The sequence below is a fragment of the Mycobacterium rhizamassiliense genome, assembly GCF_900157375.1.
Taxonomy (GTDB): Bacteria; Actinomycetota; Actinomycetes; order Mycobacteriales; family Mycobacteriaceae; genus Mycobacterium; species Mycobacterium rhizamassiliense.
Genome location: NZ_LT721901.1, coordinates 2,034,191 through 2,054,429, shown reverse-complemented (window position 1 = coordinate 2,054,429; position 20,239 = coordinate 2,034,191). Strand labels below are relative to the sequence as shown.

The 20,239-nt window shown below is 68.1% G+C and carries 22 protein-coding genes; 8 read left to right on the top strand and 14 right to left on the bottom strand.

The genetic code is table 11. The annotated features are described in order from the left end of the window. Nucleotides 1-50: 50 nt before the first annotated feature. The 4 genes from MRAB57_RS09990 to MRAB57_RS09975 are packed head-to-tail and all read right to left on the bottom strand — an operon-like array spanning nucleotide 51 to nucleotide 5,073. Nucleotides 51-1,667 (bottom strand): dipeptide ABC transporter ATP-binding protein, encoded by a 1,617-nt coding sequence (locus MRAB57_RS09990; RefSeq protein ID WP_077090514.1) that lies wholly within the window; start codon nucleotides 1,665-1,667, stop codon nucleotides 51-53. After that, on the bottom strand, nucleotides 1,664-2,527 hold the full coding sequence (locus MRAB57_RS09985) for an ABC transporter permease (RefSeq protein ID WP_077087417.1): 864 nt from the start codon (nucleotides 2,525-2,527) through the stop codon (nucleotides 1,664-1,666). The genes MRAB57_RS09990 and MRAB57_RS09985 overlap by 4 nt, the downstream gene beginning before the upstream one ends. Then, nucleotides 2,520-3,446: an ABC transporter permease gene (locus tag MRAB57_RS09980; RefSeq protein WP_077087415.1), complete on the bottom strand. Its 927-nt coding sequence runs from the start codon at nucleotides 3,444-3,446 to the stop codon at nucleotides 2,520-2,522. Before MRAB57_RS09980 ends, MRAB57_RS09985 begins: the two co-directional genes overlap by 8 nt. A 1-nt stretch (nucleotide 3,447) precedes the next feature. Next, entirely contained in the window at nucleotides 3,448-5,073 is a 1,626-nt protein-coding gene (locus MRAB57_RS09975; RefSeq protein ID WP_077087414.1) for a peptide ABC transporter substrate-binding protein, read from the bottom strand. Between the two features lie 100 nt (nucleotides 5,074-5,173). On the opposite strand from MRAB57_RS09975, the gene MRAB57_RS28535 reads away from it, so the two are divergent. Further along, the gene (locus tag MRAB57_RS28535; protein ID WP_077087413.1) at nucleotides 5,174-5,995 is read left to right on the top strand and encodes an LppU/SCO3897 family protein; all 822 of its coding nucleotides are present in this window, start codon (nucleotides 5,174-5,176) and stop codon (nucleotides 5,993-5,995) included. 3 nt (nucleotides 5,996-5,998) lie between these two features. Here the strand turns inward: MRAB57_RS28535 and MRAB57_RS09965 are convergent, their stop codons facing one another. Then, the gene (locus MRAB57_RS09965) at nucleotides 5,999-6,544 is read right to left on the bottom strand and encodes a DUF4232 domain-containing protein (protein ID WP_108637918.1); all 546 of its coding nucleotides are present in this window, start codon (nucleotides 6,542-6,544) and stop codon (nucleotides 5,999-6,001) included. A 141-nt stretch (nucleotides 6,545-6,685) separates the two neighbouring features. Here MRAB57_RS09965 and acs point away from each other — a divergent pair, with 141 nt between their 5' ends. Next, a complete protein-coding gene (gene acs, locus MRAB57_RS09960) occupies nucleotides 6,686-8,647 on the top strand; it encodes an acetate--CoA ligase (protein ID WP_077087411.1) in 1,962 nt (653 codons plus the stop codon). Nucleotide 8,648: 1 nt separating this feature from the next. On the opposite strand, the gene MRAB57_RS09955 is transcribed toward acs, so the two are convergent. Next, nucleotides 8,649-9,344 carry a S1 family peptidase gene (locus MRAB57_RS09955; protein WP_108637917.1) on the bottom strand — a complete coding sequence of 232 codons (696 nt, stop codon included), beginning with the start codon at nucleotides 9,342-9,344 and terminating at the stop codon, nucleotides 8,649-8,651. 210 nt (nucleotides 9,345-9,554) lie between these two features. On the opposite strand from MRAB57_RS09955, the gene MRAB57_RS09950 reads away from it, so the two are divergent. Continuing rightward, on the top strand, nucleotides 9,555-10,070 hold the full coding sequence (locus tag MRAB57_RS09950) for a phage holin family protein (protein WP_077087410.1): 516 nt from the start codon (nucleotides 9,555-9,557) through the stop codon (nucleotides 10,068-10,070). Then, nucleotides 10,071-11,036: an alpha/beta fold hydrolase gene (locus MRAB57_RS09945; protein ID WP_077087409.1), complete on the top strand. Its 966-nt coding sequence runs from the start codon at nucleotides 10,071-10,073 to the stop codon at nucleotides 11,034-11,036. On the opposite strand, the gene marP is transcribed toward MRAB57_RS09945, so the two are convergent. The 4 genes from marP to nth are packed head-to-tail and all read right to left on the bottom strand — an operon-like array spanning nucleotide 11,029 to nucleotide 14,421. Further along, nucleotides 11,029-12,222 (bottom strand): acid resistance serine protease MarP, encoded by a 1,194-nt coding sequence (gene marP, locus MRAB57_RS09940; protein WP_108638071.1) that lies wholly within the window; start codon nucleotides 12,220-12,222, stop codon nucleotides 11,029-11,031. The genes MRAB57_RS09945 and marP overlap by 8 nt on opposite strands. A 5-nt stretch (nucleotides 12,223-12,227) precedes the next feature. Continuing rightward, nucleotides 12,228-13,034 (bottom strand): NUDIX hydrolase, encoded by an 807-nt coding sequence (locus MRAB57_RS09935; RefSeq protein WP_077090512.1) that lies wholly within the window; start codon nucleotides 13,032-13,034, stop codon nucleotides 12,228-12,230. A gap of 58 nt (nucleotides 13,035-13,092) precedes the next feature. Then, entirely contained in the window at nucleotides 13,093-13,725 is a 633-nt protein-coding gene (locus MRAB57_RS09930) for a TlpA family protein disulfide reductase (RefSeq protein WP_077087407.1), read from the bottom strand. Nucleotides 13,726-13,740: 15 nt separating this feature from the next. Next, on the bottom strand, nucleotides 13,741-14,421 hold the full coding sequence (gene nth, locus MRAB57_RS09925) for an endonuclease III (RefSeq protein WP_108637916.1): 681 nt from the start codon (nucleotides 14,419-14,421) through the stop codon (nucleotides 13,741-13,743). Between the two features lie 161 nt (nucleotides 14,422-14,582). Between nth and MRAB57_RS09920 the strand changes: the two genes are divergently transcribed. Further along, nucleotides 14,583-14,981 (top strand): hypothetical protein, encoded by a 399-nt coding sequence (locus MRAB57_RS09920; RefSeq protein ID WP_245836083.1) that lies wholly within the window; start codon nucleotides 14,583-14,585, stop codon nucleotides 14,979-14,981. 97 nt (nucleotides 14,982-15,078) lie between these two features. Further along, a complete protein-coding gene (gene crp / locus MRAB57_RS09915; RefSeq protein ID WP_077087405.1) occupies nucleotides 15,079-15,753 on the top strand; it encodes a cAMP-activated global transcriptional regulator CRP in 675 nt (224 codons plus the stop codon). A gap of 26 nt (nucleotides 15,754-15,779) precedes the next feature. Here the strand turns inward: crp and MRAB57_RS09910 are convergent, their stop codons facing one another. Genes MRAB57_RS09910 through sp36 form a run of 3 tightly spaced genes read right to left on the bottom strand, consistent with a single transcriptional unit; the run spans nucleotide 15,780 to nucleotide 17,212 of the window. Further along, on the bottom strand, nucleotides 15,780-16,574 hold the full coding sequence (locus MRAB57_RS09910) for an MBL fold metallo-hydrolase (RefSeq protein WP_077087404.1): 795 nt from the start codon (nucleotides 16,572-16,574) through the stop codon (nucleotides 15,780-15,782). Between the two features lie 5 nt (nucleotides 16,575-16,579). Then, nucleotides 16,580-17,035 carry a RidA family protein gene (locus tag MRAB57_RS09905; RefSeq protein ID WP_077087403.1) on the bottom strand — a complete coding sequence of 152 codons (456 nt, stop codon included), beginning with the start codon at nucleotides 17,033-17,035 and terminating at the stop codon, nucleotides 16,580-16,582. A gap of 15 nt (nucleotides 17,036-17,050) precedes the next feature. Further along, nucleotides 17,051-17,212, bottom strand: coding sequence for a Sp36 family protein (sp36, locus tag MRAB57_RS09900; protein WP_096443360.1), 162 nt, complete (start codon nucleotides 17,210-17,212; stop codon nucleotides 17,051-17,053). 54 nt (nucleotides 17,213-17,266) lie between these two features. Here sp36 and bagA point away from each other — a divergent pair, with 54 nt between their 5' ends. Then, entirely contained in the window at nucleotides 17,267-18,289 is a 1,023-nt protein-coding gene (bagA, locus tag MRAB57_RS09895; protein ID WP_077087402.1) for an ATPase BagA, read from the top strand. Next, complete coding sequence (gene bagB / locus MRAB57_RS09890; protein ID WP_077087401.1) at nucleotides 18,286-19,443, top strand: ATPase BagB; 1,158 nt, start codon at nucleotides 18,286-18,288, stop codon at nucleotides 19,441-19,443. The genes bagA and bagB overlap by 4 nt, the downstream gene beginning before the upstream one ends. A gap of 328 nt (nucleotides 19,444-19,771) precedes the next feature. Here bagB and MRAB57_RS09885 read toward each other — a convergent pair whose 3' ends face one another. Then, nucleotides 19,772-20,122, bottom strand: coding sequence for a WhiB family transcriptional regulator (locus tag MRAB57_RS09885; protein WP_077087400.1), 351 nt, complete (start codon nucleotides 20,120-20,122; stop codon nucleotides 19,772-19,774). Nucleotides 20,123-20,239: the final 117 nt, after the last annotated feature.

The window sequence follows — 20,239 nt, the reverse complement described above, 5'->3', positions numbered from 1 at the left end:
TGCGATCACTCCTAATCGATGGTCGCGACGCGCCGCGCTTGCGATCGCTCCTATCGGGGCGGCGTGGGCGCGCCGGGAATGGCATCCAGCAGTTGGCGGGTGTACTCGTGGCCGGGGCGAGTGAACAGCGCCTCGGTGGCGGCCCGCTCGACGACCCGGCCGGCGCGCATCACCAGCACGTCGTCGGCGATCTGCCGGATCACGGCCAGGTCGTGGCTGATGAACAGGTAGGTCAGCCCCAGCTCGGCCTGCAGCTCGGCCAGCAGGTCCAGGATCTGCGCCTGCACCAGGACGTCGAGCGCCGACACCGCCTCGTCGCAGACCAGCACCTGCGGCCGTAACGCCAGCGCCCGGGCGATCGCCACCCGTTGCCGTTGGCCGCCCGACAGTTCGCGGGGCAGCCGGCCCAGCATCGACGACGGCAGCGCCACCTGATCGACGAGCTCGCGCACCGCCTTCTCGCGGTGCCCGCGGTCGCCGATCCGGTGGATGCGCAGCGGCTCCTCGATGGCGCGGAACACCGAGTACAGCGGGTCCAGACTGCTGTACGGATTCTGGAACACCGGCTGCACGCGGCGGCGAAACGCCATCGCCTGGGTGTGGTCCATCGCGGTGACGTCCTGGGTGCCATCGAAAACCACTGTGCCCGAAGTGGGTTGCAGCAACCCCAGCACCATGCGCGCGACGGTGGACTTGCCCGACCCGGATTCGCCGACGATCGCGAGGGTGCTGGCGCGGCGCAGCCCAAACGACACGTCATCGACGGCGCGGAACTCCGCGCGCCGCCACGGCGAAGCGCGCGACTCCGAATACACCTTGGTCAGCCGCGAGGCGACGAGGATGTCGTCCTCGCCGGTCGCCGGTTCGCGCGTTCGCGGCGCGGTCACGGTGAGCGACGGGGCGGCAGCCACCAGCTTCCGGGTGTACTCGTGCTGCGGCTTCCGCAGAATCGACTGTGCCGCACCCGATTCCACCACCACCCCGCGATGGACGACCACCACGGACTCGGCACGCTCGGCGGCCAGGGCCAGGTCGTGGGTGATCAGCAGCAGCGCGGTGCCCATCTCGTCGGTGAGGTGCTGCAGGTGGTCGAGCACTTGGCGCTGAACGGTGACGTCGAGCGCCGACGTCGGCTCGTCGGCGATCAGCAGCTGCGGCCTGCCGGCCAGGCCAATGGCGATCAGCGCGCGTTGACACATGCCGCCGGACAGCTGGTGCGGGTACTTCCCCGCCTGCTTGGCCGGCTCGGGCATGCCGGCCTCCGCGAGCAGTTCCACCGCCCGCCGGCGCGCGTCGCGGCCATCAGTGTTGGCGCGCAACGCTTCACGGATTTGAAAGCCGACCTTCCACACCGGGTTGAGGTTGGCCATCGGGTCCTGGGGCACGTAGCCGATGCGGCGGCCCCGGATGGACCGAAGCAACTTGCGGTCGGCCGACGTGATGTCGAGTCCGTCGAACACGATGCGGCCGTTGGTGATTCGGCCGCCGGGCGCGAGCAGACCGAGGACCGCGGCCGCGGTGGTCGACTTCCCCGACCCCGATTCACCCACGATCGCGACGGTCTGCCCGCGCATTACGCTGAGGTCCACACCGCGAACGGCCGGGGCATGGTCGCCGAAGGTGACCTCGAGGCCCTGCACCGACAGCAGGGGCAACGGCGCGCTCATGCCCGCCACGCCCGTGACGCCGGATCGAGGGCGTCGCGCAACGCGTCGCCCATCATCATGAACGCCAGCACCGTGATCGCCAATGCGCCAGCGGGATAGAACAGGATCGGCGAGCCCGCCCGCAGCCGCGTCTGCGCCAGGTTGATGTCGCCGCCCCACGACACCACCGAGGGCGGCAGCCCGACCCCAAGGTAGGAAAGCGTCGCCTCGGTGACGATGAACGCGCCCAGCGCGATCGTGGCAACCGCGATCACCGGCCCCAGCGCGTTGGGCAGGGCGTGTCGCAGCAGGATCTGAAAGCGGCTCAGGCCCAGCGCTTTAGCGGCGAGTACATAATCGCTCGCCCGCACCTCGAGCACCGCGCCGCGGGCGATCCTGGCGATCTGCGGCCAGCCGAACAACGCAAGAATGGCGATCACCGTCCACACCGTGCGGTGGCGGGTGACCTGCATCAGCACAATCGCGGCCAGCAGCAACGGGATTCCGAAGAACACGTCGGTGACGCGCGAGACCAGCGCGTCCAACCAACCGCCGTAGAAACCGGCCAGCGCGCCCAGCGCGCCGCCGACGAGGAACACCGCCAGGGTGGCGCCCAGCCCGACGGTGACCGACGCCCGCGCACCGTAGACGGTGCGCGCGTAGATGTCGTGGCCCTGCAGGTCGGTGCCGAACCAGTGCGCCGACGACGGGCCGAGCATGCTTTGGCTGGGGTCGGCGTAGTTCGGATCGGCGCCGGTGAACAGCGCCGGGAACAGCGCGACCAGCACGACCAGCAGGATCAGCGCGGCGGCGACGGCGAACTTCGGGCGCCGGTGCAGCTTGCGCCACGCCTCGCCCCAAAAGCCAGAGTGCTCAGCCATAGCGAATCCGTGGGTCCAGGGCCGCATACAGCAGGTCGACCATCAGGTTGGTGAGCAGATAGATCATGACGAGCACCGTCACGATCGACACCACCGTCGGCGCCTCCTGCCTGGTGACGGCCTGGTACAGCACGCCGCCGACGCCGTGGATGTTGAAGATGCCCTCCGTCACGATGGCCCCGCCCATCAACGCGCCGAGGTCGGCGCCCAGGAATGTCACCACCGGAATCAGCGAATTGCGCAGGATGTGCACCGAGACCACCCGCGGCCGCGACAGGCCCTTCGCCGTCGCGGTGCGCACGTAGTCGGCATGCGCGTTGGCGGCCACCGCCGAGCGGGTCAACCGCACCACGTAGGCGAACGAGATGGAACCCAACACCACGCCGGGCAGCAGCAGCCGAGCGAAACTGGCGCGCTCGCCCACCGTGACCGGCGCGATGCCCAGCCGGATTCCGAACACGAACTGCGCCAGAAAGCCCAACACGAAAATCGGGATCGCGATGATGAGCAATCCGGTGATCAGTACCGTCGCGTCGAAGATTCCGCCCTCCCGCAGCCCGGCGATCACGCCGAATCCGATGCCCAGCACCGCCTCCACCACGAAGGCGATCAGCGCCAGCCGCAGCGTGACCGGAAAGGCATGTGCCAGAACGTCTCTGACCGGCAGCCCGGAATACGCGCGGCCAAGGTCGCCGTGCAGCACGCCGCCCAGGTAACGCAGGTACTGCACCAGGAACGGATCGTCGAGGTGGTAGCGGGCCCGTAGCTGCGCGGCCACCGCCGGGGTCAGCGGACGATCGCCGGCCAGCGCGGCCAAGGGATCACCGGGCAACAGGAACACCATCGCGTAGATCAGCAGGGTGGCGCCGAGGAAGACGGGCACCATGATGGCGGCTCGGCGCGCGATGTAGGAGCCCATGTCAGGCCTTGGCGATGTTCTCGTAGTCGGGCAGCCCGTTCCAGGTAACCCTGACATTGCTCACATGCGCCGACCATCCGACCACACTGATGTAGTACCACAGCGGCACGGCGGGCATGTCGTGCAACAGGATTCGCTGTGCGGTGTTGACCAGCACGTCCGCCTCGTGCAGGTTGGGCGCGGCCTCGGCGGTGGTCAGTGCGGCGTCGAACTCGCGGCTGGAGTAGCCGACGTCGTTGGAACCCGCGCCGGTGGCGTACAGCGGGGCGAGGAACTCGATCATCGACGGGTAGTCGCCGATCCAGCCGGCACGGAAGGCGGTGTCGATGGTGCGGTTGGTGATCTGGGTGCGAAACCCCGCGAAGGTGGGCTGCGGGGCTCCCACGGCATCGATGCCCAGCACGTTCTTGATGCTGTTGGCCACCGCATCCACCCATTCCTGATGGCCGCTGTCGGCGTTATAGGCGATGGCGTAGCGTCCGCTCCAGGGCGCGATCGCGTTGGCCTGGGCCCAGAGTTGCCGGGCCCGATCGGGATTGAAGTCCAGCGCCTCGTTGCCCGGGATGTGTGGATCGAATCCCGGCAGCGAGCTGGCGGTGAAATCGCTTGCCGGACTGCGTGTCTCGTTGAAGATCTGCTTGCAGATCTGTGGGCGGTTGATGGCCGCCGACAACGCCAGCCGGCGAAGCCGGCCTTCCTCGCCGCCGAAATGCGATAGCCGCAACGGGGTGTCGAGCGACTGGCTGACCGCGACGGGCCCACTGGCGGCGTTGCCGCCCAGGTCCCGCTTGTAGATCGTCAGCGCGCTCGACGGGATCGTGTCCAGGACATCGAGATTGCCGGACAGCAGATCCGCGTAGGCGGTGTCCAGGTTCGCATAGAACTCGAACCGCAGGCCCTTGTTATGGGGCTTGCGGTTGCCGTGGTAGCCAGGGTTGGCTTTGAGGTCGATCTTGACGTTGTGCTCCCAGGCCGGCCCGTCAGGACTGTCGGCCAGCTGATACGGGCCGTCGCCGACGGGGTTGCGGCCGAAGGCAGCCATGTCGCGAAACGCTATGTCGGGCAGGGGATAGAACGCGTTGTGCCCCAGTCGCAGCGCGAAGTCGACGGTTGGCGCCCGCAGGCGCACGGTGAATTCCAGGTCGCTGACGACCCGCAACCCGGACATCGTGGTCTGCTTGGGGGCGGGCCCGGCGACGTCGTCGAAACCCTCGATCGGGCTGAAAAAGTCCTGCTGCAGTTGGGCATTGGTGCTCAGGGCGCCGTAATTCCACGCGTCGACGAACGAGTGGGCCGTCACCGGCGAGCCGTCGGTGAACGTCCAGCCCGGTTTGAGCGTGATCCGGTAGTTGACGTTGTCGGTGGTCTCGACCGCCTGCGCCACCTCCGGCCACGGCTTGCCGTCGGCGTCATAGGACACCAGGCCGGCGAACAGCCGGTCCAGGATCCGCCCGCCTAGGCTGTCGTTGGTGCCGGTCGGAATCAGCGGGTTGGGCGGCTCGCCGCCGTTGACCACCACGACGTCGGGGCTGAGCATCCCGCCGCCGCAGCCGGCCAGCGACGCCACCGCCAGCATGGTGGCGGTGAGCGGGGCCGTCAGTGCCCGCGCGGCCCGCGTCCGACGCATGACAGCGACCCTAGAGCCTGCGCGGGCGACGGCCCCGCAAGGGCGGCTGCGCGGCGCAGGTGAAGTACGTCTGCCGGCGTTTGCGACCTAGGATTTCGCCATGGGGGTTTCGGTTCTCGCCGCGGGCGGCCCCGGCTATGTGGCCGGTCAGTTGGCCTTCGACTTCGGCATTCCCCTGATCGGATTGGTCTGCCTGATCATCGGCCTGCGGGAAAGTGCCCGCAGTCGCCGACAACAGCGTCCCGCCTACCCCGCCTACCCGTACCCGCCGGGACCGCCGCCGATGGGGTACCCGGGCGCGGGATACCCGGGCCCGTACCCGCCTCGGCCGTACCCGGGATACCCGCCCTATCCGCCACCACCACCACCGCGCCCCAAGGGCAAGTCGGGCACCGCGCTCATCATCATCGGCGCGGTGCTGCTCACGTTCGGAATCCTCGGCAACGTCGTCCGGGTTGCCGGCGACATGGCGGGCAAGTCGCACCGCGGCGCGTCGGACACCTCGATACAGGTGGGCGAATGCATCACCCAAAAGGCATACCTCGCAAGGTCATTCGGCTCTGGCCCAGCGAACAACTGCTCCGATCCGGCCAACATCGATGAGCTCGTATACAAAAGCGATACTCGACAAACGTGCCCGGACGGCAAACGCGAACACTCCCTTTATGACTGGTTCGCCGACGGATCCACCATCCTGTGCTTTGCCATGAACCTCAAACAAGGCGACTGCTACCTGGCTACAGGCGATATGCAGAATCCGAGCCTGAGCTATGGCGACTGCACTGACGATCGGCAGGTGTTGATCAAAGTTGTCCAGCGCATCGACGGGAGCGCGGACAAGATGCAATGTCCGACGGACACCAAGGGGATCAGCTATCCCGACCCCGCCCGCGTTTACTGCCTCGCGCGGGCCGGGACTTAAGCGTCAGCCGGCGGTGACGGGATGCACCTGCAGTTCGCAGGCATCGATGGTGGCCGGCACGGTGAGCACGATGATCGTGTTGGGTGGATTGACCCGCAGCTCGGAGTAGCTGGCGCACTGGTCGCCCTTGGCGTCGGTGGCCATGCCCTCCACGACGGCCTGCCCCTGGTCGGCCAGCGAGAGGGTGACGGTCGGCGGCGCGTCGACGTCATTCGGCAGGCCGCCCATGTACCCGCGCAGCGTCGGCTTGGCGTGAATGTCCGGGCCGCCGGCGCCGGACTCGACGGACGGGTAACCGGTGAGCGTGCACGCCTCCGCGCCGCCGGCGAGGCTGAACGTCAGCGTCACCGCGCGGTGGCCCACGGCGGCCTGCGCCGGGGCGGCCGTCACGGCGACTTGCTCCGACCGGCACGGCGCCGGCTGGTCGCCGGCCTCCGGCGGCACTGCCCACGCGTGCGGTCCCAGCGCGGCGGCGACGGCGTAACTCGTTGCGGCTGCGGCAAAGCTGAGAAGTAGTCGGTGGGGGCGCTGTCCTCGGCGTACCTGCACACCGGGAATTATGCGTTACTTCGGTGCGCTTTGCCTCCGTATTCGCGAGGACGGGCCGCGCCGGCAGGGCTAGGCTCTCAAACGGTTGCCGAGCTACCACGCGACCGCAAGCGGCAGCGCCTCGACCTAGGAGAGAAGCCAGTGACCGCCACCCACACCGAAGGCCCGTCGTCGTACCCGCCCCCGGCCCACTTCGTCGAGCAGGCCAACGCCCGCGAGGGGATCTACAGCGAAGCCGACGCGGACTGGCTGGCCTTCTGGGCCAAGCAGGCCAACCGCCTGTCGTGGGCGAAGCCGTTCACCGAGGTGCTGGACTGGTCGGAGGCGCCGTTTGCCAAGTGGTTCGCGGACGGCAAGCTCAACGTCGCGTACAACTGCGTGGATCGCCACGTCGAGGCCGGCCATGGCGACCGGGTCGCCATCCACTGGGAGGGCGAACCCGTCGGCGACAGCCGCGACCTGACCTACGCCGATCTGCAGGCCGAGGTGTGCAAGGCGGCCAACGCGCTGACCGACCTCGGTTTGACGGCCGGCGACCGGGCCGCCATCTACATGCCGTTGATCCCGGAGGCCGTGGTCGCGATGCTGGCCTGCGCGCGGCTGGGCGTCATGCACAGCGTCGTGTTCGGCGGCTTCACCGCCAAGGCACTGCGCGCCCGCATCGCCGACGCCCAGGCCAAGGTGCTGATCACCGCCGACGGCCAGTTCCGGCGCGGCAACCCGGCACCGCTCAAGGACGCGGCCGACGAGGCGGTGGCGCCGGGGCCCGACGGCCCCAGCCCGGTCGAGAAGGTTCTGGTGGTGCGCCGCACCGGAATTGACGTGTCGTGGGACGACGACCGCGACGTGTGGTGGCACGACGCCGTGGACTCCGCGTCGCCCGAACATGACGCGCAGCCCTTCGACGCCGAGCAGCCACTGTTCCTGCTGTACACCTCGGGCACCACCGGCAAGCCCAAGGGCATCGTGCACACCAGCGGCGGCTACCTGACCCAATGCAGCTACACCGCGCACGCCATCTTCGACTTCAAGCCCGACAGCGACGTGTTCTGGTGCACCGCCGACATCGGCTGGGTCACCGGCCACACCTACGGCGTCTACGGCCCGCTGTCCAACGGCATCACCGAGGTCCTCTACGAGGGCACGCCCGACAGCCCGGACCGCAACCGGCACTTCCAGATCATCGAAAAGTACGGTGTCACAATCTATTACACGGCTCCGACGCTCATTCGCACCTTCATGAAATGGGGCCGCGAGATCCCCGACGCCCATGACCTGTCGAGCCTGCGGCTGCTGGGCTCGGTCGGCGAGCCGATCAACCCCGAGGCGTGGCGCTGGTATCGGGAGGTCTTCGGCGCGGGCAGCCTGCCGGTCGTGGACACCTGGTGGCAGACCGAGACGGGTTCGGCGATGATCTCGCCGCTGCCCGGAATCGCCGCTGCCAAGCCGGGTTCGGCGATGACACCGCTGCCGGGAATCTCGGCGAAAATCGTTGACGACCACGGTGATCCGCTGCAGCCCGATCCCGACAACGCCAAGAACATCAGCGGGTACCTGGTGGTGGACCAGCCGTGGCCGTCGATGCTGCGCGGCATCTGGGGCGACCCCGATCGGTACCGGGACACCTACTGGTCGAAGTTCGCCGACAAGGGCTACTACTTCGCCGGGGACGGCGCGCGCTTCGACCCCGACGGATCGATCTGGGTGCTGGGCCGCATCGACGACGTGATGAATGTGTCCGGACACCGGATCTCCACCTCCGAGGTGGAGTCGGCGCTCGTCGGGCACTCCGGTGTCGCCGAGTCGGCCGTCGTGGGTGTCACCGACGAGACCACCGGCCAGGCCATCTGCGCGTTCGTCGTGCTACGCGGGAGCTACGAGGCGCATGACGGGACCATCGACGAGCTGCGCGCCGAGGTGGCCCGGGAGATCTCGCCGATCGCCAAGCCGCGCGAAGTCCATGTGGTGCCCGAGCTGCCGAAGACCCGCAGCGGCAAGATCATGCGCCGGCTGCTGCGCGACATCGCCGAAAACCGTGAGCTCGGGGACACCTCGACGCTGCTGGACCCCGGCGTGTTCGACGCGATCCGGGCGGCCAAGTAGCTCAGGCCGGTATCGGGACGAATCCCGCGCCGGGCCGGTGCTTGGCGTTGATGTCGGCCAGAGCCGCGCTGAACGACATCACCACGGCCGGAGTGTGCAGCGGGATGTACTTGATGACGCAGGTCGGCAGGTTGTCGCTGAACGCGCCGTGGATCATCCCGACCAGCAGGTTGTCGACCGTCACCGGGCCCCCGGAGTCGCCCGGCCTACCGCAGACCTGCATGACGATGGTTCCCGGATCCTGGCCCGGCCCCCAGGTGACGCCGCACGAATTACCCGTGGTGCGGCCCTGCTTGCAGGCGATCTGACCGAACACCGGGTCGGGACCGACGCCGTTGATCACGAAGCCGTTGTAGTTGGCCACGGGCGCCACCTTGGCGGGATCGAACTTGATCACCGCGTAGTCGAGGGCGTCGTTGCCGGAGACCATGACGCCCAGCACCCCCCTGCCCTCGGCGGCCTCGGCGGCGACCTGCGCGCCCGGGCCACCGCAGTGCGCGGAGGTGAAACCGATCAGCTCGCCGGCGGCATCGCCGCCGATGGTCGTCAGGGTGCACATGGTGTCCCCGTTGATCACGATGCCGGCCCCGCCGCCCATCGGAACCCTGTCGTCGGCAACGGCCCGGCCCGGCGCGCACTGCAGCATCAGCAGCATGGCCACCAGCGCCGCGACGAAGCAGCGATGCGCGTTCCGCACAACGAAACTCCCGTCAGCTGGCCGAATGTCGGAGAACAGCTGCGCCAGTCTAAATGATCATCGGGGCACCCGCCGGGGTGCGAAGGGCGGCGCCGTCGAAACTTCGGGTCCGTCGCCTGTCGGGCTGCGGCGCCCTCGGCTGGCCTCGTCTGACACCGCGACACATGGCAACATAAGGCCACGACGGCAATCGACCGGAGAGGACCGTCTGTGAGTAACGACCGCACCAACGGCGTGCCCAGCACGCTGACCACGATCCCGTTGGCCGACCCGCACGCCGGGCCCGCTGACCCGTCGATCGGTGACCTGATCAAAGAGGCGACCACCCAGGCCTCCACCCTGGTACGCGCCGAGGTCGAGCTTGCCCGCGCCGAGATCACGCGCGACATCAAGAAGGGCCTGACCGGCAGCGTCTTCTTCATCGCCGCGCTGGTCGTGCTGTTCTACTCCACCTTCTTTTTCTTCTTCTTCCTCGCCGAGCTCCTCGACAACTGGCTATGGCGCTGGGTGGCTTTCCTCATCGTGTTCGCGATCATGGTCGTGGTCGGGGCGGCGCTGGCGCTGCTGGGTTGGCTGAAGGTACGCCGGATCCGCGGGCCGCGAGAGACCATCGAATCGGTCAAGGAGACACGCAACGCGCTGACCCCGGGGCACGATAAGCCGGCGGCCGCCAAGCTCACGGCGCCGCCCGCCACTCCCCCCGCCACAGATCCCTCGGGTTGGTAGATGTCCGCGCCCGATCCGTCGGCGATCCGCATCGACGGGCCGTGGCGACATTTGGATGTGCACGCCAACGGCATCCGGTTCCACGTCGTCGAGGCGCTCCCGGCTGATCAGGACGCGGCCACCCCGGTCACATCGCGCCCCCTGGTCATCCTGCTGCACGGGTTCGGGTCGTTCTGGTGGTCCTGGCGCCATCAGCTGCGCGGGCTGACCGGTGCGCGCGTGGTCGCGGTCGACCTGCGCGGCTACGGCGGCAGCGATAAGCCGCCCCGCGGCTACGACGCCTGGACGATGGCGGGCGACACCGCCGGACTCATTCGCGCACTTGGACATTCGTCGGCAACGCTGGTTGGCCACGCCGACGGTGGACTGGCCTGCTGGACCGCCGCGCTGCTGCACTCACGGCTGGTGCGCGGCATCGCGTTGATCAGCTCGCCGCACCCGGCCGCGCTGCGCCGGTCCACCCTGACCCGCCGCGATCAGGGTTACGCCCTGCTGCCCACCCTGCTGCGCTATCAGGTGCCGCTGTGGCCGGAGCGGCTGCTGGCCCGGGACGACGGGGCGGAGATCGAGCGCCTGGTCAGCAGCAGAAGCTGCGCCAAATGGGTTGCCTCCGAGGACTTTTCGCAGACCATCGGCTACCTGCGCACGGCGATTCAGATCCCCGGTGCCGCACACAGCGCGCTGGAGTATCAGCGCTGGGCGGTGCGCAGCCAGCTGCGCGGCGAGGGACACCGGTTCATCAAATCGATGTCACAGCAACTCGGTATGCCGCTGCTGCACCTGCGCGGTGACGCCGACCCGTACGTGTTGGCCGACCCGGTCGACCACAGCCAGCGCTACGCGCCGCAGGGACGTTACCTATCTATCGCCGACGCAGGGCATTTCAGCCACGAAGAAGCGCCCGACGAGGTCAACAAGCATCTGATGAGGTTCCTCGAACAAGTGCACGGGCCGCGGGTCAGCTGACGCAGACCCCGGTGGCCACCTGTTGCGTGTCACCGATTCGGGACAGCTGACCGGCCACCTCGTCGGCGGTCAACACGAAGCCGGTGTCGGGGTCGTCGACGGCGGCGCCGAACACCACGCCGAGCACGTGGCCGCTCATGTCGATCAACGGCCCACCCGAATTCCCTTGCTCCACATTGGCTCTGATGGTGTACACGTCGCGCGTCACCGGCGCGGGGTCCCGGTAGATGTCGGGACCGCTGAGCTTGATGGCCTCCCGGATGCGGGCCGGGGTCGCGGTGAAGTTGCCGCCGCCGGGATAGCCCAGCACGACGACGTTGGCCCCGGTCTTCGCCTCGGTCTCGGCGAAGGCCAGCGGCTGCGGCGGCAGGTTCGGGACGGCAAGGATGGCGATGTCGACCGACGGGTCGTAGGACACCACGGTCGCGTCCAGCGGGCTGCCGCTGGCGTAGATCTGCACGCTGCTGGACCCGGCGACGACGTGCGCGTTGGTCATCACCCGATCGGGCGCGATCACAAATCCGCTGCCCTCCAACACTTTCTGGCAGCTGGGCGCGACACTGCGCACCTTGACGACGCTGGGCGCGACGGAGGTGACGACGGGATTGGTGGACAGGGCCGGGTCCGGTGAGGCGACCGGGATCACCGGGGTGCGGCTGAAGGGTTCCAGCACCGCGGGCAGACCGGAAGTGTTCAGCAGGGCCGAAAGTCGCTTGGGCACCGTCTTGAGCCACGGCGGCGCCACCTCGTTGACCCGGGCCAGCACCCGCGAACCCCGCACTGCCGCAGCAAGTTCAGGTTGATCCTTCGACTGGGTCAGCGGCGTGGCCAGCAGCCAGGCCGCGGTCAGCACGACGACCAGCTGGACTCCCACGCCGATCACCGAGTCGACGGTCCGGATGGTGCGGCTGTGGATCGCGCCGCGAACGGCCCGTCCCAGCACCACGCCGGCGACCTCGCCGACGACGACCAGCGCCAGGATCAGGAACAGGGCGGTGAACAGCTTGGCGCGCGGGGCGGCGATGTGGCTGACGATGTGCGGCGCCAGCAGCACGCCCGCGATCGCGCCGAGCAGCACCCCGATGAACGAAAACAGCGAACCCATCGCCCCGGAGCGCCAACCCGAGATGGCCGCGATGAACGCGACCGCCAGCACCGCGACATCGAGCCACTGGGAAGGCGACATGGTGTTCATTGCGCGCCGCCGTCGTCGCCGACCAGCTTCATCGCGTCGTCCAGCTCGCGAAGGTCGTCGGTGTCCCAGGGCTGCGCCCAGCCCGCGACGTCGAGAACCGCAGAGATCACCTGGCCAGTGAATCCCCAAACCAGCATCTGATTCAGCAGAAACGCCGGACCGGCCCACCGATGGCCGAGATCGCCGCGGTACACCATCAACCGGTTCTCCGGATTGATGAAGGCGCGCACCGGAACCCGCGACACGATCGCCGTCTCGCCCTGGTTGACGACGGCCACCGGCCCGGGGTCCGGCGAATACGCCAGCACCGGGACGACCTCGAACTGCGACGGCGCGATGAAGGTCCGCTCCATGGTGACCAGCGGATGCAGCCGGTCGACGTCGATCCCGGTCTCTTCGTTGGCTTCCCGCAGCGCCGTGGCGACCGGTCCGTCGTCGCCGGGGTCGGAGGCCCCACCGGGGAACGCCGCCTGACCAGCGTGGTGTCGCAGCGTCGAGGCGCGCACGGTGAGCAGCAGGTCGGCGTCGTCGGGCACACCGCCGTCGGCGGGGCCGGCTTCCGGGCCGGAGAACAATACGAGCACGGCGGCCTCACGCTGGTCGCCCGGTCCGGAGGCGTCGGCCCTGGCCGCGGTCACCATCTCCCAGACGTCCGGCGGCAGCCGGCGCCGCAGCGCCTCGGGGATCTGACCCACGTTGTCCACTAAGGGACGCAGCCAGGGCGGGCACACGTCAGGCGTCAGAGGAAGCCGCGCGCGGGTGGGGGTCCCTCCCGCTTGCGGGGGCATACCCCCAGCACTCACCGGCGCCTCCTTGTCGGGTCCACCCGCCCAGCCTGTCTCGGGCTGCCAAGCCGGCTCATCAGTCGTGTCCGACCGCCGCCGCGATCTCGTCGGCACTTGCGAAATCCCGCAGCAGCGTCTGCGCAACGCTACCGTCCGACCGCAGGACCACGGTCGCGGGCACCACGTTTGCGACCCGCAATGCGGCGGCGATCGAGCGCCGGCCGTCCTGCAGCGTGGGCAGCCGAACCCCCAGTTCGGCCAGCCTCAGCAACGCGGCCGTTTCGTTCTCGTCCTGGTGCACCGTGACCACTAGGACGTCGGGCCCGACGCGGCGCTGATACTCGGCCATCGCGGGCAGTTCGGCCGTGCACGGCGCGCACCAATAGGCCCACAGGTTCAGGACGACTTTGCGCCCCGCCAGCGCCCGGGCCACGTCGACGGTGGATCCGTCGGCGGCGCATTCCGCCGTCACGCCGCGGAGTGCTTCCGGGCCGGAGCCCGCGGCGAGGGGCGGACAGGGCGCCAGGTTCGCGCGGGCACGCGGCCCGGCCAGAGCGGCCGGTGTATCGGCATCGCGATGGACGCGGCCGGTCGCGGGCTGGGTGCCGGCGCTCGGCTCGCCGGTGTCGCGCAATTGGGCCACCAGCGCCGCGACCAGTGCGGCCACCACGGCCAGGATCGCGATCGTCCAGCGGGTTCTGGGAGTCACCCTCGCCGGCCCGCGTTACAGCCCGGCCAAGGCCAGCAGGTGCTCGGTTTCGGGGCCCTGCACCAGCGGCGCGGCCAGCAGTGGATCGGTGGGGCCCGCGCCGTACGACGGGCAGTCCTTGGCCAGCAGGCAGACACCGCATGCGGGCTTGCGGGCGTGGCACACCCGGCGGCCGTGGAAGATCACCCGGTGGCTGAGCAGGGTCCATTCCTTGCGTTCGATCAGTTCGCCGATGGCGTGTTCGACCTTGACGGGGTCCTCTTCAGTCGTCCATCCCCACCGCCGCACCAGCCGCCCGAAGTGGGTATCGACGGTGAGTCCGGGGATGTCGAAGGCGTTCCCCAAGATGACATTTGCGGTCTTGCGCCCCACCCCGGGCAGCGTCACGAGCTCGTCCATGGTCGAGGGCAGCTCGCCGTCGAACCGCTCGACCAGGGCCTGCCCCAGGCCGATCAGCGAGGAAGCCTTGTTACGGAAGAAGCCGGTGGGGTGGACGAGTTCTTCCAGCTCGGCGCGGTCCGCCTGGGCGTAATCCACCGCCGACCGATATCGCGCGAACAATGCCGGCGTCGTCAGGTTGACCCGTTTGTCGGTGCTCTGCGCCGAAAGAATGGTGGCCACCGCCAGTTCCAGCGGCGTCCGGAAGTCCAGCTCGCAGTGAGCGTCCGGAAAGGCCTGCGCCAGTATGCGATTCATCCGGCGCGCGCGGCGCACCAAACCGATGCGAGTTTCCTTCGAGAAGCGCCGGGCAAGCGCGGGATCAGGCGTGGTCGGCGAGGATTTCGAGCGTCGAGACGCCTTTGCCGCTGTCACCTACGACAGAGTACTGATTTCGTGATCTGGCTGAGACCTTGGCCATGTTTACTCTCCTTGTGTCATGGTTGCTGGTGGCCCTAATCCCCGGGCTGCTCATGCTGGCGGCGCTCGGTCTCGGGCGGCTCGAAAGAGAACTCGCCCGTGAGTCGGTCTCGACGGCCGACGTGGACGAGTTCCTCGAGCACGCACAGGCTGTCGATGTGCGCACGCTGGCCCGGGAAGGCATCACGGAAGCGCTGGAATACCTGCATCAACGCGAGGCCCAGCAGCTGGCCGCCGCGCCGGCGCCCAAGGCGCTGACCGGGCGGCATCACGCCGAGTCGATGTTTGCCATCGACTTGACCGACCCCTACACGGGCCGATTGATGCCGGTGCGAATACACGCGGATTCGCCCGCCAATCGGCAATTTGATGCGACTAGACACGTCAATCGTGTGTAGCGTTGGCACGTTGGACAACATTGGCCCACCTCTAGACTTCACAAAGGCTGAGGGGTTGGCCGGACATATCACATCGTTGGAAAGCTGAAGAGGCAACGTGGACGAGATCCTGGCTAGGGCCGGAATCTTCCAGGGGGTTGAACCCGGCGCAGTCGCGGCACTGACCAGGCAGCTACAACCCGTCGACTTCCCCCGGGGGCACACCGTTTTCGCGGAAGGGGAGCCGGGCGACCGGCTCTACATCATCGTTTCGGGGAAGGTGAAAATCGGTCGGCGCTCACCCGACGGCCGGGAGAACCTGTTGACGATCATGGGACCGTCGGACATGTTCGGCGAGCTGTCGATCTTCGACCCGGGCCCACGGACGTCCAGCGCCACCACCATCACCGAGGTGCGGGCGGTGTCGATGGACCGGGATGCGCTGCGGGCGTGGATCGCCGATCGCCCCGAAATCGCCGAGCAGTTGCTGCGGGTGCTCGCCCGGCGGCTGCGGCGCACCAACAACAACCTGGCCGACCTCATCTTCACCGACGTTCCGGGCCGGGTCGCCAAGCAGCTGTTGCAGCTGGCACAGCGCTTCGGCACGCAGGAGGGTGGCGCCATGCGGGTCACCCACGACCTGACCCAGGAGGAGATCGCCCAGCTGGTCGGCGCCTCCCGGGAGACGGTGAACAAGGCGCTGGCCGACTTCGCCCACCGCGGCTGGATCCGGTTGGAGGGCAAGAGCGTCCTGATCTCGGACTCCGAGAGACTGGCCCGCCGGGCCAGGTAAGCGCGGGCCACTTCTCCTGCCGAGCTTCAGTCTCGGCGCAGGTAATCCAGCTGCGCCTGGACCGACCACTCGGCTGCGTCCCATAGCTTTTCGTCAACGTCGACGTAGACGTGTTCGACGATCTGGCGGGCCGTGGCGTCCTCGCCGAGGTCGCCCAACGCCGACCGCACCTGATCCAAACGCTGCTGACGGTGGTTCAGGTACTCCTCGACGACGGCTTCCATGTCGGCCAAATCGGGGCCGTGCCCGGGCAATACGGTGCGACGGCCCAAGCCGCCCAGCCGCCGCAGCGATTCGAAGTAGTCGGCCAGGCTGCCGTCCTCGTTGTCGATGACGGTGGTGCCGCGGCCCAGCACCGTATCCGCCGTCAGCACTGCATCTTCGAGCAGGAACGACAGCGAATCGGCGGTGTGGCCGGGGGTCGCCATCACCTTGATCTTCAGGCCGGCGGCGTCGATCACCTCGCCGTCGGTGAGATGACCACCCATCCCGCGCAGAAAGCCGCTACCGGCCGACCGCACCGTCGCCCCGGTCAGCTCGACCAGCTTGTCGATGCCGTCGGTGTGGTCGCCGTGCCGGTGGCTGATCAGTACCAACGCGATCCGGCCCAGGGCGGCGACCCGGGCGATGTGTTCGTCGTCGTCGGGGCCGGGGTCGATGATCACCAGCTCGTCGCTGCGCGGGCCGCGCAGCACCCACGTGTTGGTGCCCTCCAGCGTCAACAGCCCCGGGTTGTCGGCCAGCAGGACCGAGGCCGTGTCGGTAACCGCCCGCAACTTGGCGTATGCGGGATGGCTCAACGACTCGGCGGCTTCGGTCACGGCCGTCAGCCGACCTCCACGATCAGCTCGACTTCCACCGGCGCATCCAGGGGCAGCTCGGACACCCCGACCGCCGAGCGGGCGTGGATTCCGGCGTCACCGAACACCTCGGCCAGCAGGTCGGAGGCCCCGTTGATGACGCCAGGCTGCCCGTTGAAGCCCGGCGTCGAGGCGACGAACCCGACGACCTTGACCACCTGCGTCACCGCGTCGACGCCCACCAGCGCATGCACCGCCGCCAACGCGTTCAGCGCGCACAGGCGCGCCAGCGCCTTGCCGTCCTCGGGGCTGACCTCGGCGCCCACCTTGCCGATGCCGGCGAGCTTGCCGCCCTGCATGGGCAGCTGGCCGGCCGTGTAGACCAGGTTGCCGGTGCGCTTCGCCGGAACATACGACGCCAGCGGCGGAACCACGTCGGGCAGCTCGATGCCGAGCTGGGCAAGCCGCTCTGAGGCGGTCATCCCTTGCCCGTCGTCTTACTTGGGGCGCTTCAGGTAGGCCACGTGCTGCTCGCCGGTGGGCCCGGGCAGCACCGCGACCAGCTCCCAGCCGTCTTCGCCCCACTGGTCGAGGATCTGCTTGGTGGCGTGCGTCAGCAGGGGAACCGTGGCGTACTCCCACGCGGTCGGTTGGCTCATGCCCGCGAGCTTATCCGGCCCGCTGGCCGGCCAACGGGCTCGGGCTAGCATGCGATGGTGGCAAACAGATCGAGCGGCGGTAACTCCGTCGGGTGGCCGACGCGCTTGTCGAAGGCCCGGGTGCATTTCGTCACCGGCAAGGGCGGCACGGGTAAGTCGACGATCGCGGCCGCGCTGGCGCTCACCCTGGCCGCCGGGGGCCGCAAGGTCCTGCTCGTCGAAGTTGAGGGGCGCCAGGGCATTGCGCAGCTCTTCGACGTCCCACCGCTGCCCTACGAAGAGGTCAAGATCGCGACCGCCGAGCGGGGCGGGCAGGTCAACGCCCTGGCGATCGACATCGAGGCCGCGTTTCTGGAATACCTCGACATGTTCTACAACCTCGGTATCGCCGGGCGCGCGATGCGCCGCATCGGCGCCGTCGAGTTCGCCACGACGATCGCACCCGGGCTGCGCGACGTGCTGCTCACCGGCAAGATCAAGGAGGCGGTGGTGCGCCGCGACAAGAACAAGCTCCCGGTCTATGACGCCGTGGTCGTGGATTCCCCACCGACGGGCCGGATTTCGCGCTTCCTCGACACCACGAAGGCGGTGTCCGACTTGGCCAAGGGCGGGCCGGTGCACTCGCAGGCCGACGGCGTGGTGAAGCTGCTGCACTCCGACCAGACCGCCATCCACCTGGTGACGCTGCTGGAAACACTGCCGATCCAGGAGACCTTGGAAGCCATCGAGGAACTCTCCGAGCTGGGGCTGCCGATCGGCAGCGTGATCGTCAACCGCAACATCCCGTCGTATCTGGAGACCCGTGATCTGGCGAAGGCCGCCGAGGGTGACGTCGACGCGGACTCGGTGCGAGCCGGCCTGAAGGCCGCGGGCATCGAGCTCAACGACGCCGACTTCGCCGGGTTGCTGACCGAAACCATCCAGCACGCAATCAGAATCACCGCACGCGCCGAGAGTGCCCAGCAGCTCGACGCGCTCAAGGTGCCGCGACTGGAGCTGCCCGCCATCTCCGACGGCGTCGACCTCGGTAGCCTTTACGAACTTTCGGAATCTCTTGCGCAGCAGGGAGTTCGATGATCGCCAAGCCGAAAACACTTGACATGGCCGCAATCCTGGCCGACACCGCCAACCGCGTCGTGGTGTGCTGCGGCGCCGGTGGTGTCGGCAAGACCACCACCGCTGCCGCGATGGCGCTGCGCGCGGCCGAATATGGCCGCACGGTATGCGTTTTGACGATCGACCCGGCCAAGCGATTGGCTCAGGCGTTGGGAGTCAACGACCTTGGCAACACCCCGCAGCGGGTCCCGCTGGCGCCCGAGGTGTCCGGCGAGCTGCACGCGATGATGCTCGACATGCGCCGCACCTTCGACGAGATGGTCGAGCAGTATTCCGGCCCGGAGCGGGCCCAGTCGCTGCTGAACAACCAGTTCTACCAAACGGTCGCCACGTCGCTCGCCGGCACGCAGGAATACATGGCGATGGAGAAGCTCGGCCAGTTACTGGGGCAGGACCGCTGGGACCTGATCGTGGTGGATACTCCCCCGTCGCGCAACGCGCTCGATTTCCTAGACGCGCCAAAGCGATTGGGCAGCTTCATGGATAGCCGACTGTGGCGCCTGCTGCTCGCACCGGGCCGCGGCATCGGCCGATTGGTCACCGGCGCAATGGGTTTGGCGATGAAGGCGCTGTCCACCATCATGGGCTCCCAATTGCTCAGTGACATTGGATCTTTCGTGCAGTCACTGGAGGCCACCTTCGGCGGTTGGCGGGAAAAGGCAGACCGCACGTATGCGTTGCTGAAGCGGCGCGGCACCCAATTCGTCGTGGTCTCGGCGGCCGAACCCGACGCGCTGCGCGAGGCGGCCTTCTTCGTCGACCGGCTGCAGCAGGAGAGCATGCCGCTGGCGGGGCTCATCCTGAATCGCACTCACCCGATGCTGTGTGCGCTGCCCGTCGAACGCGCAATTGACGGAAGCGAAACCCTGGCGGCCGGGAACGACCCGCAGGCCAACTCGCTCACTTCGGCCGTGCTGCAGATTCACGCCGACCGCGGGCAGACCGCCAAGCGCGAGGTCCGGCTGCTATCCCGGTTCACCGGAGCCAACCCGAATGTGCCGATCATCGGTGTTCCGTCGCTGCCGTTCGACGTCGCCGACCTGGAAGCTCTGCGTGCCCTTGCCGACCAGATCACCGCGGCCGACGACGACGCGGCCAGCGTATCGGGCGACTGAATCCAGTCCAGTTAGGTCGCCGCCGGCGACGAGTGCACCCGCATAACAGCCGCTGACCAGCGCCTTAGCGGGTCGTTGCGCGCGCTGCGCGGTAGCCAGATCAGTCTGGCGAAATTTACGCATTTGGGTAACGAACCAGCCCTCGGGCGCGAAATCCCATCTAGTACAACGCAGTCGGGCTCAGGCCGCTTATTAGACGCGACTCTGATTAGGGCCCGATGGCTCCCGTTTGTAACAGTTTCGTAATGATGAACAACGGCTAGCCCAAGCCCCCACACGCGGATTGGATCTACCGCCGATGGCGATAGATCCAGTCGCAAATTGGGGACTAAATGACTCCGCGGCTTCTGCGCTTGTCGAAGAAGTCGGACCACGACACGACCTCGGGGTGCTGCTTGAGCAATGCCCTGCGCTGACGTTCGGTCATGCCTCCCCAGACACCGAACTCAACCTTGTTGTCCAGCGCGTCTGCGCCGCATTCCTGCATTACCGGGCAGTGCCGGCAGATGACCGCGGCCTTCCGCTGCGCCGCTCCTCGAACAAATAGTTCGTCGGGATCGGTAGTCCGGCATAACGCCTGGGAGACCCAAGCGATCCGGTCTTCCGCCTCCACACTCCGGAGCACCCCCTGTGCTGCCGAAATGTTGGTCCGACGCGCGGTTGATCGTGTTCCTGACACGAGCTGTTCCCTTCCTCCCGGTCGCGGCTTGGCGACCGCCCTCCTGCTGGGTCCTTACCCTCGCTGCGATCCACGCCACACTGTGCAGATCCGTGTTACCTGAATCTCACCGTCTGT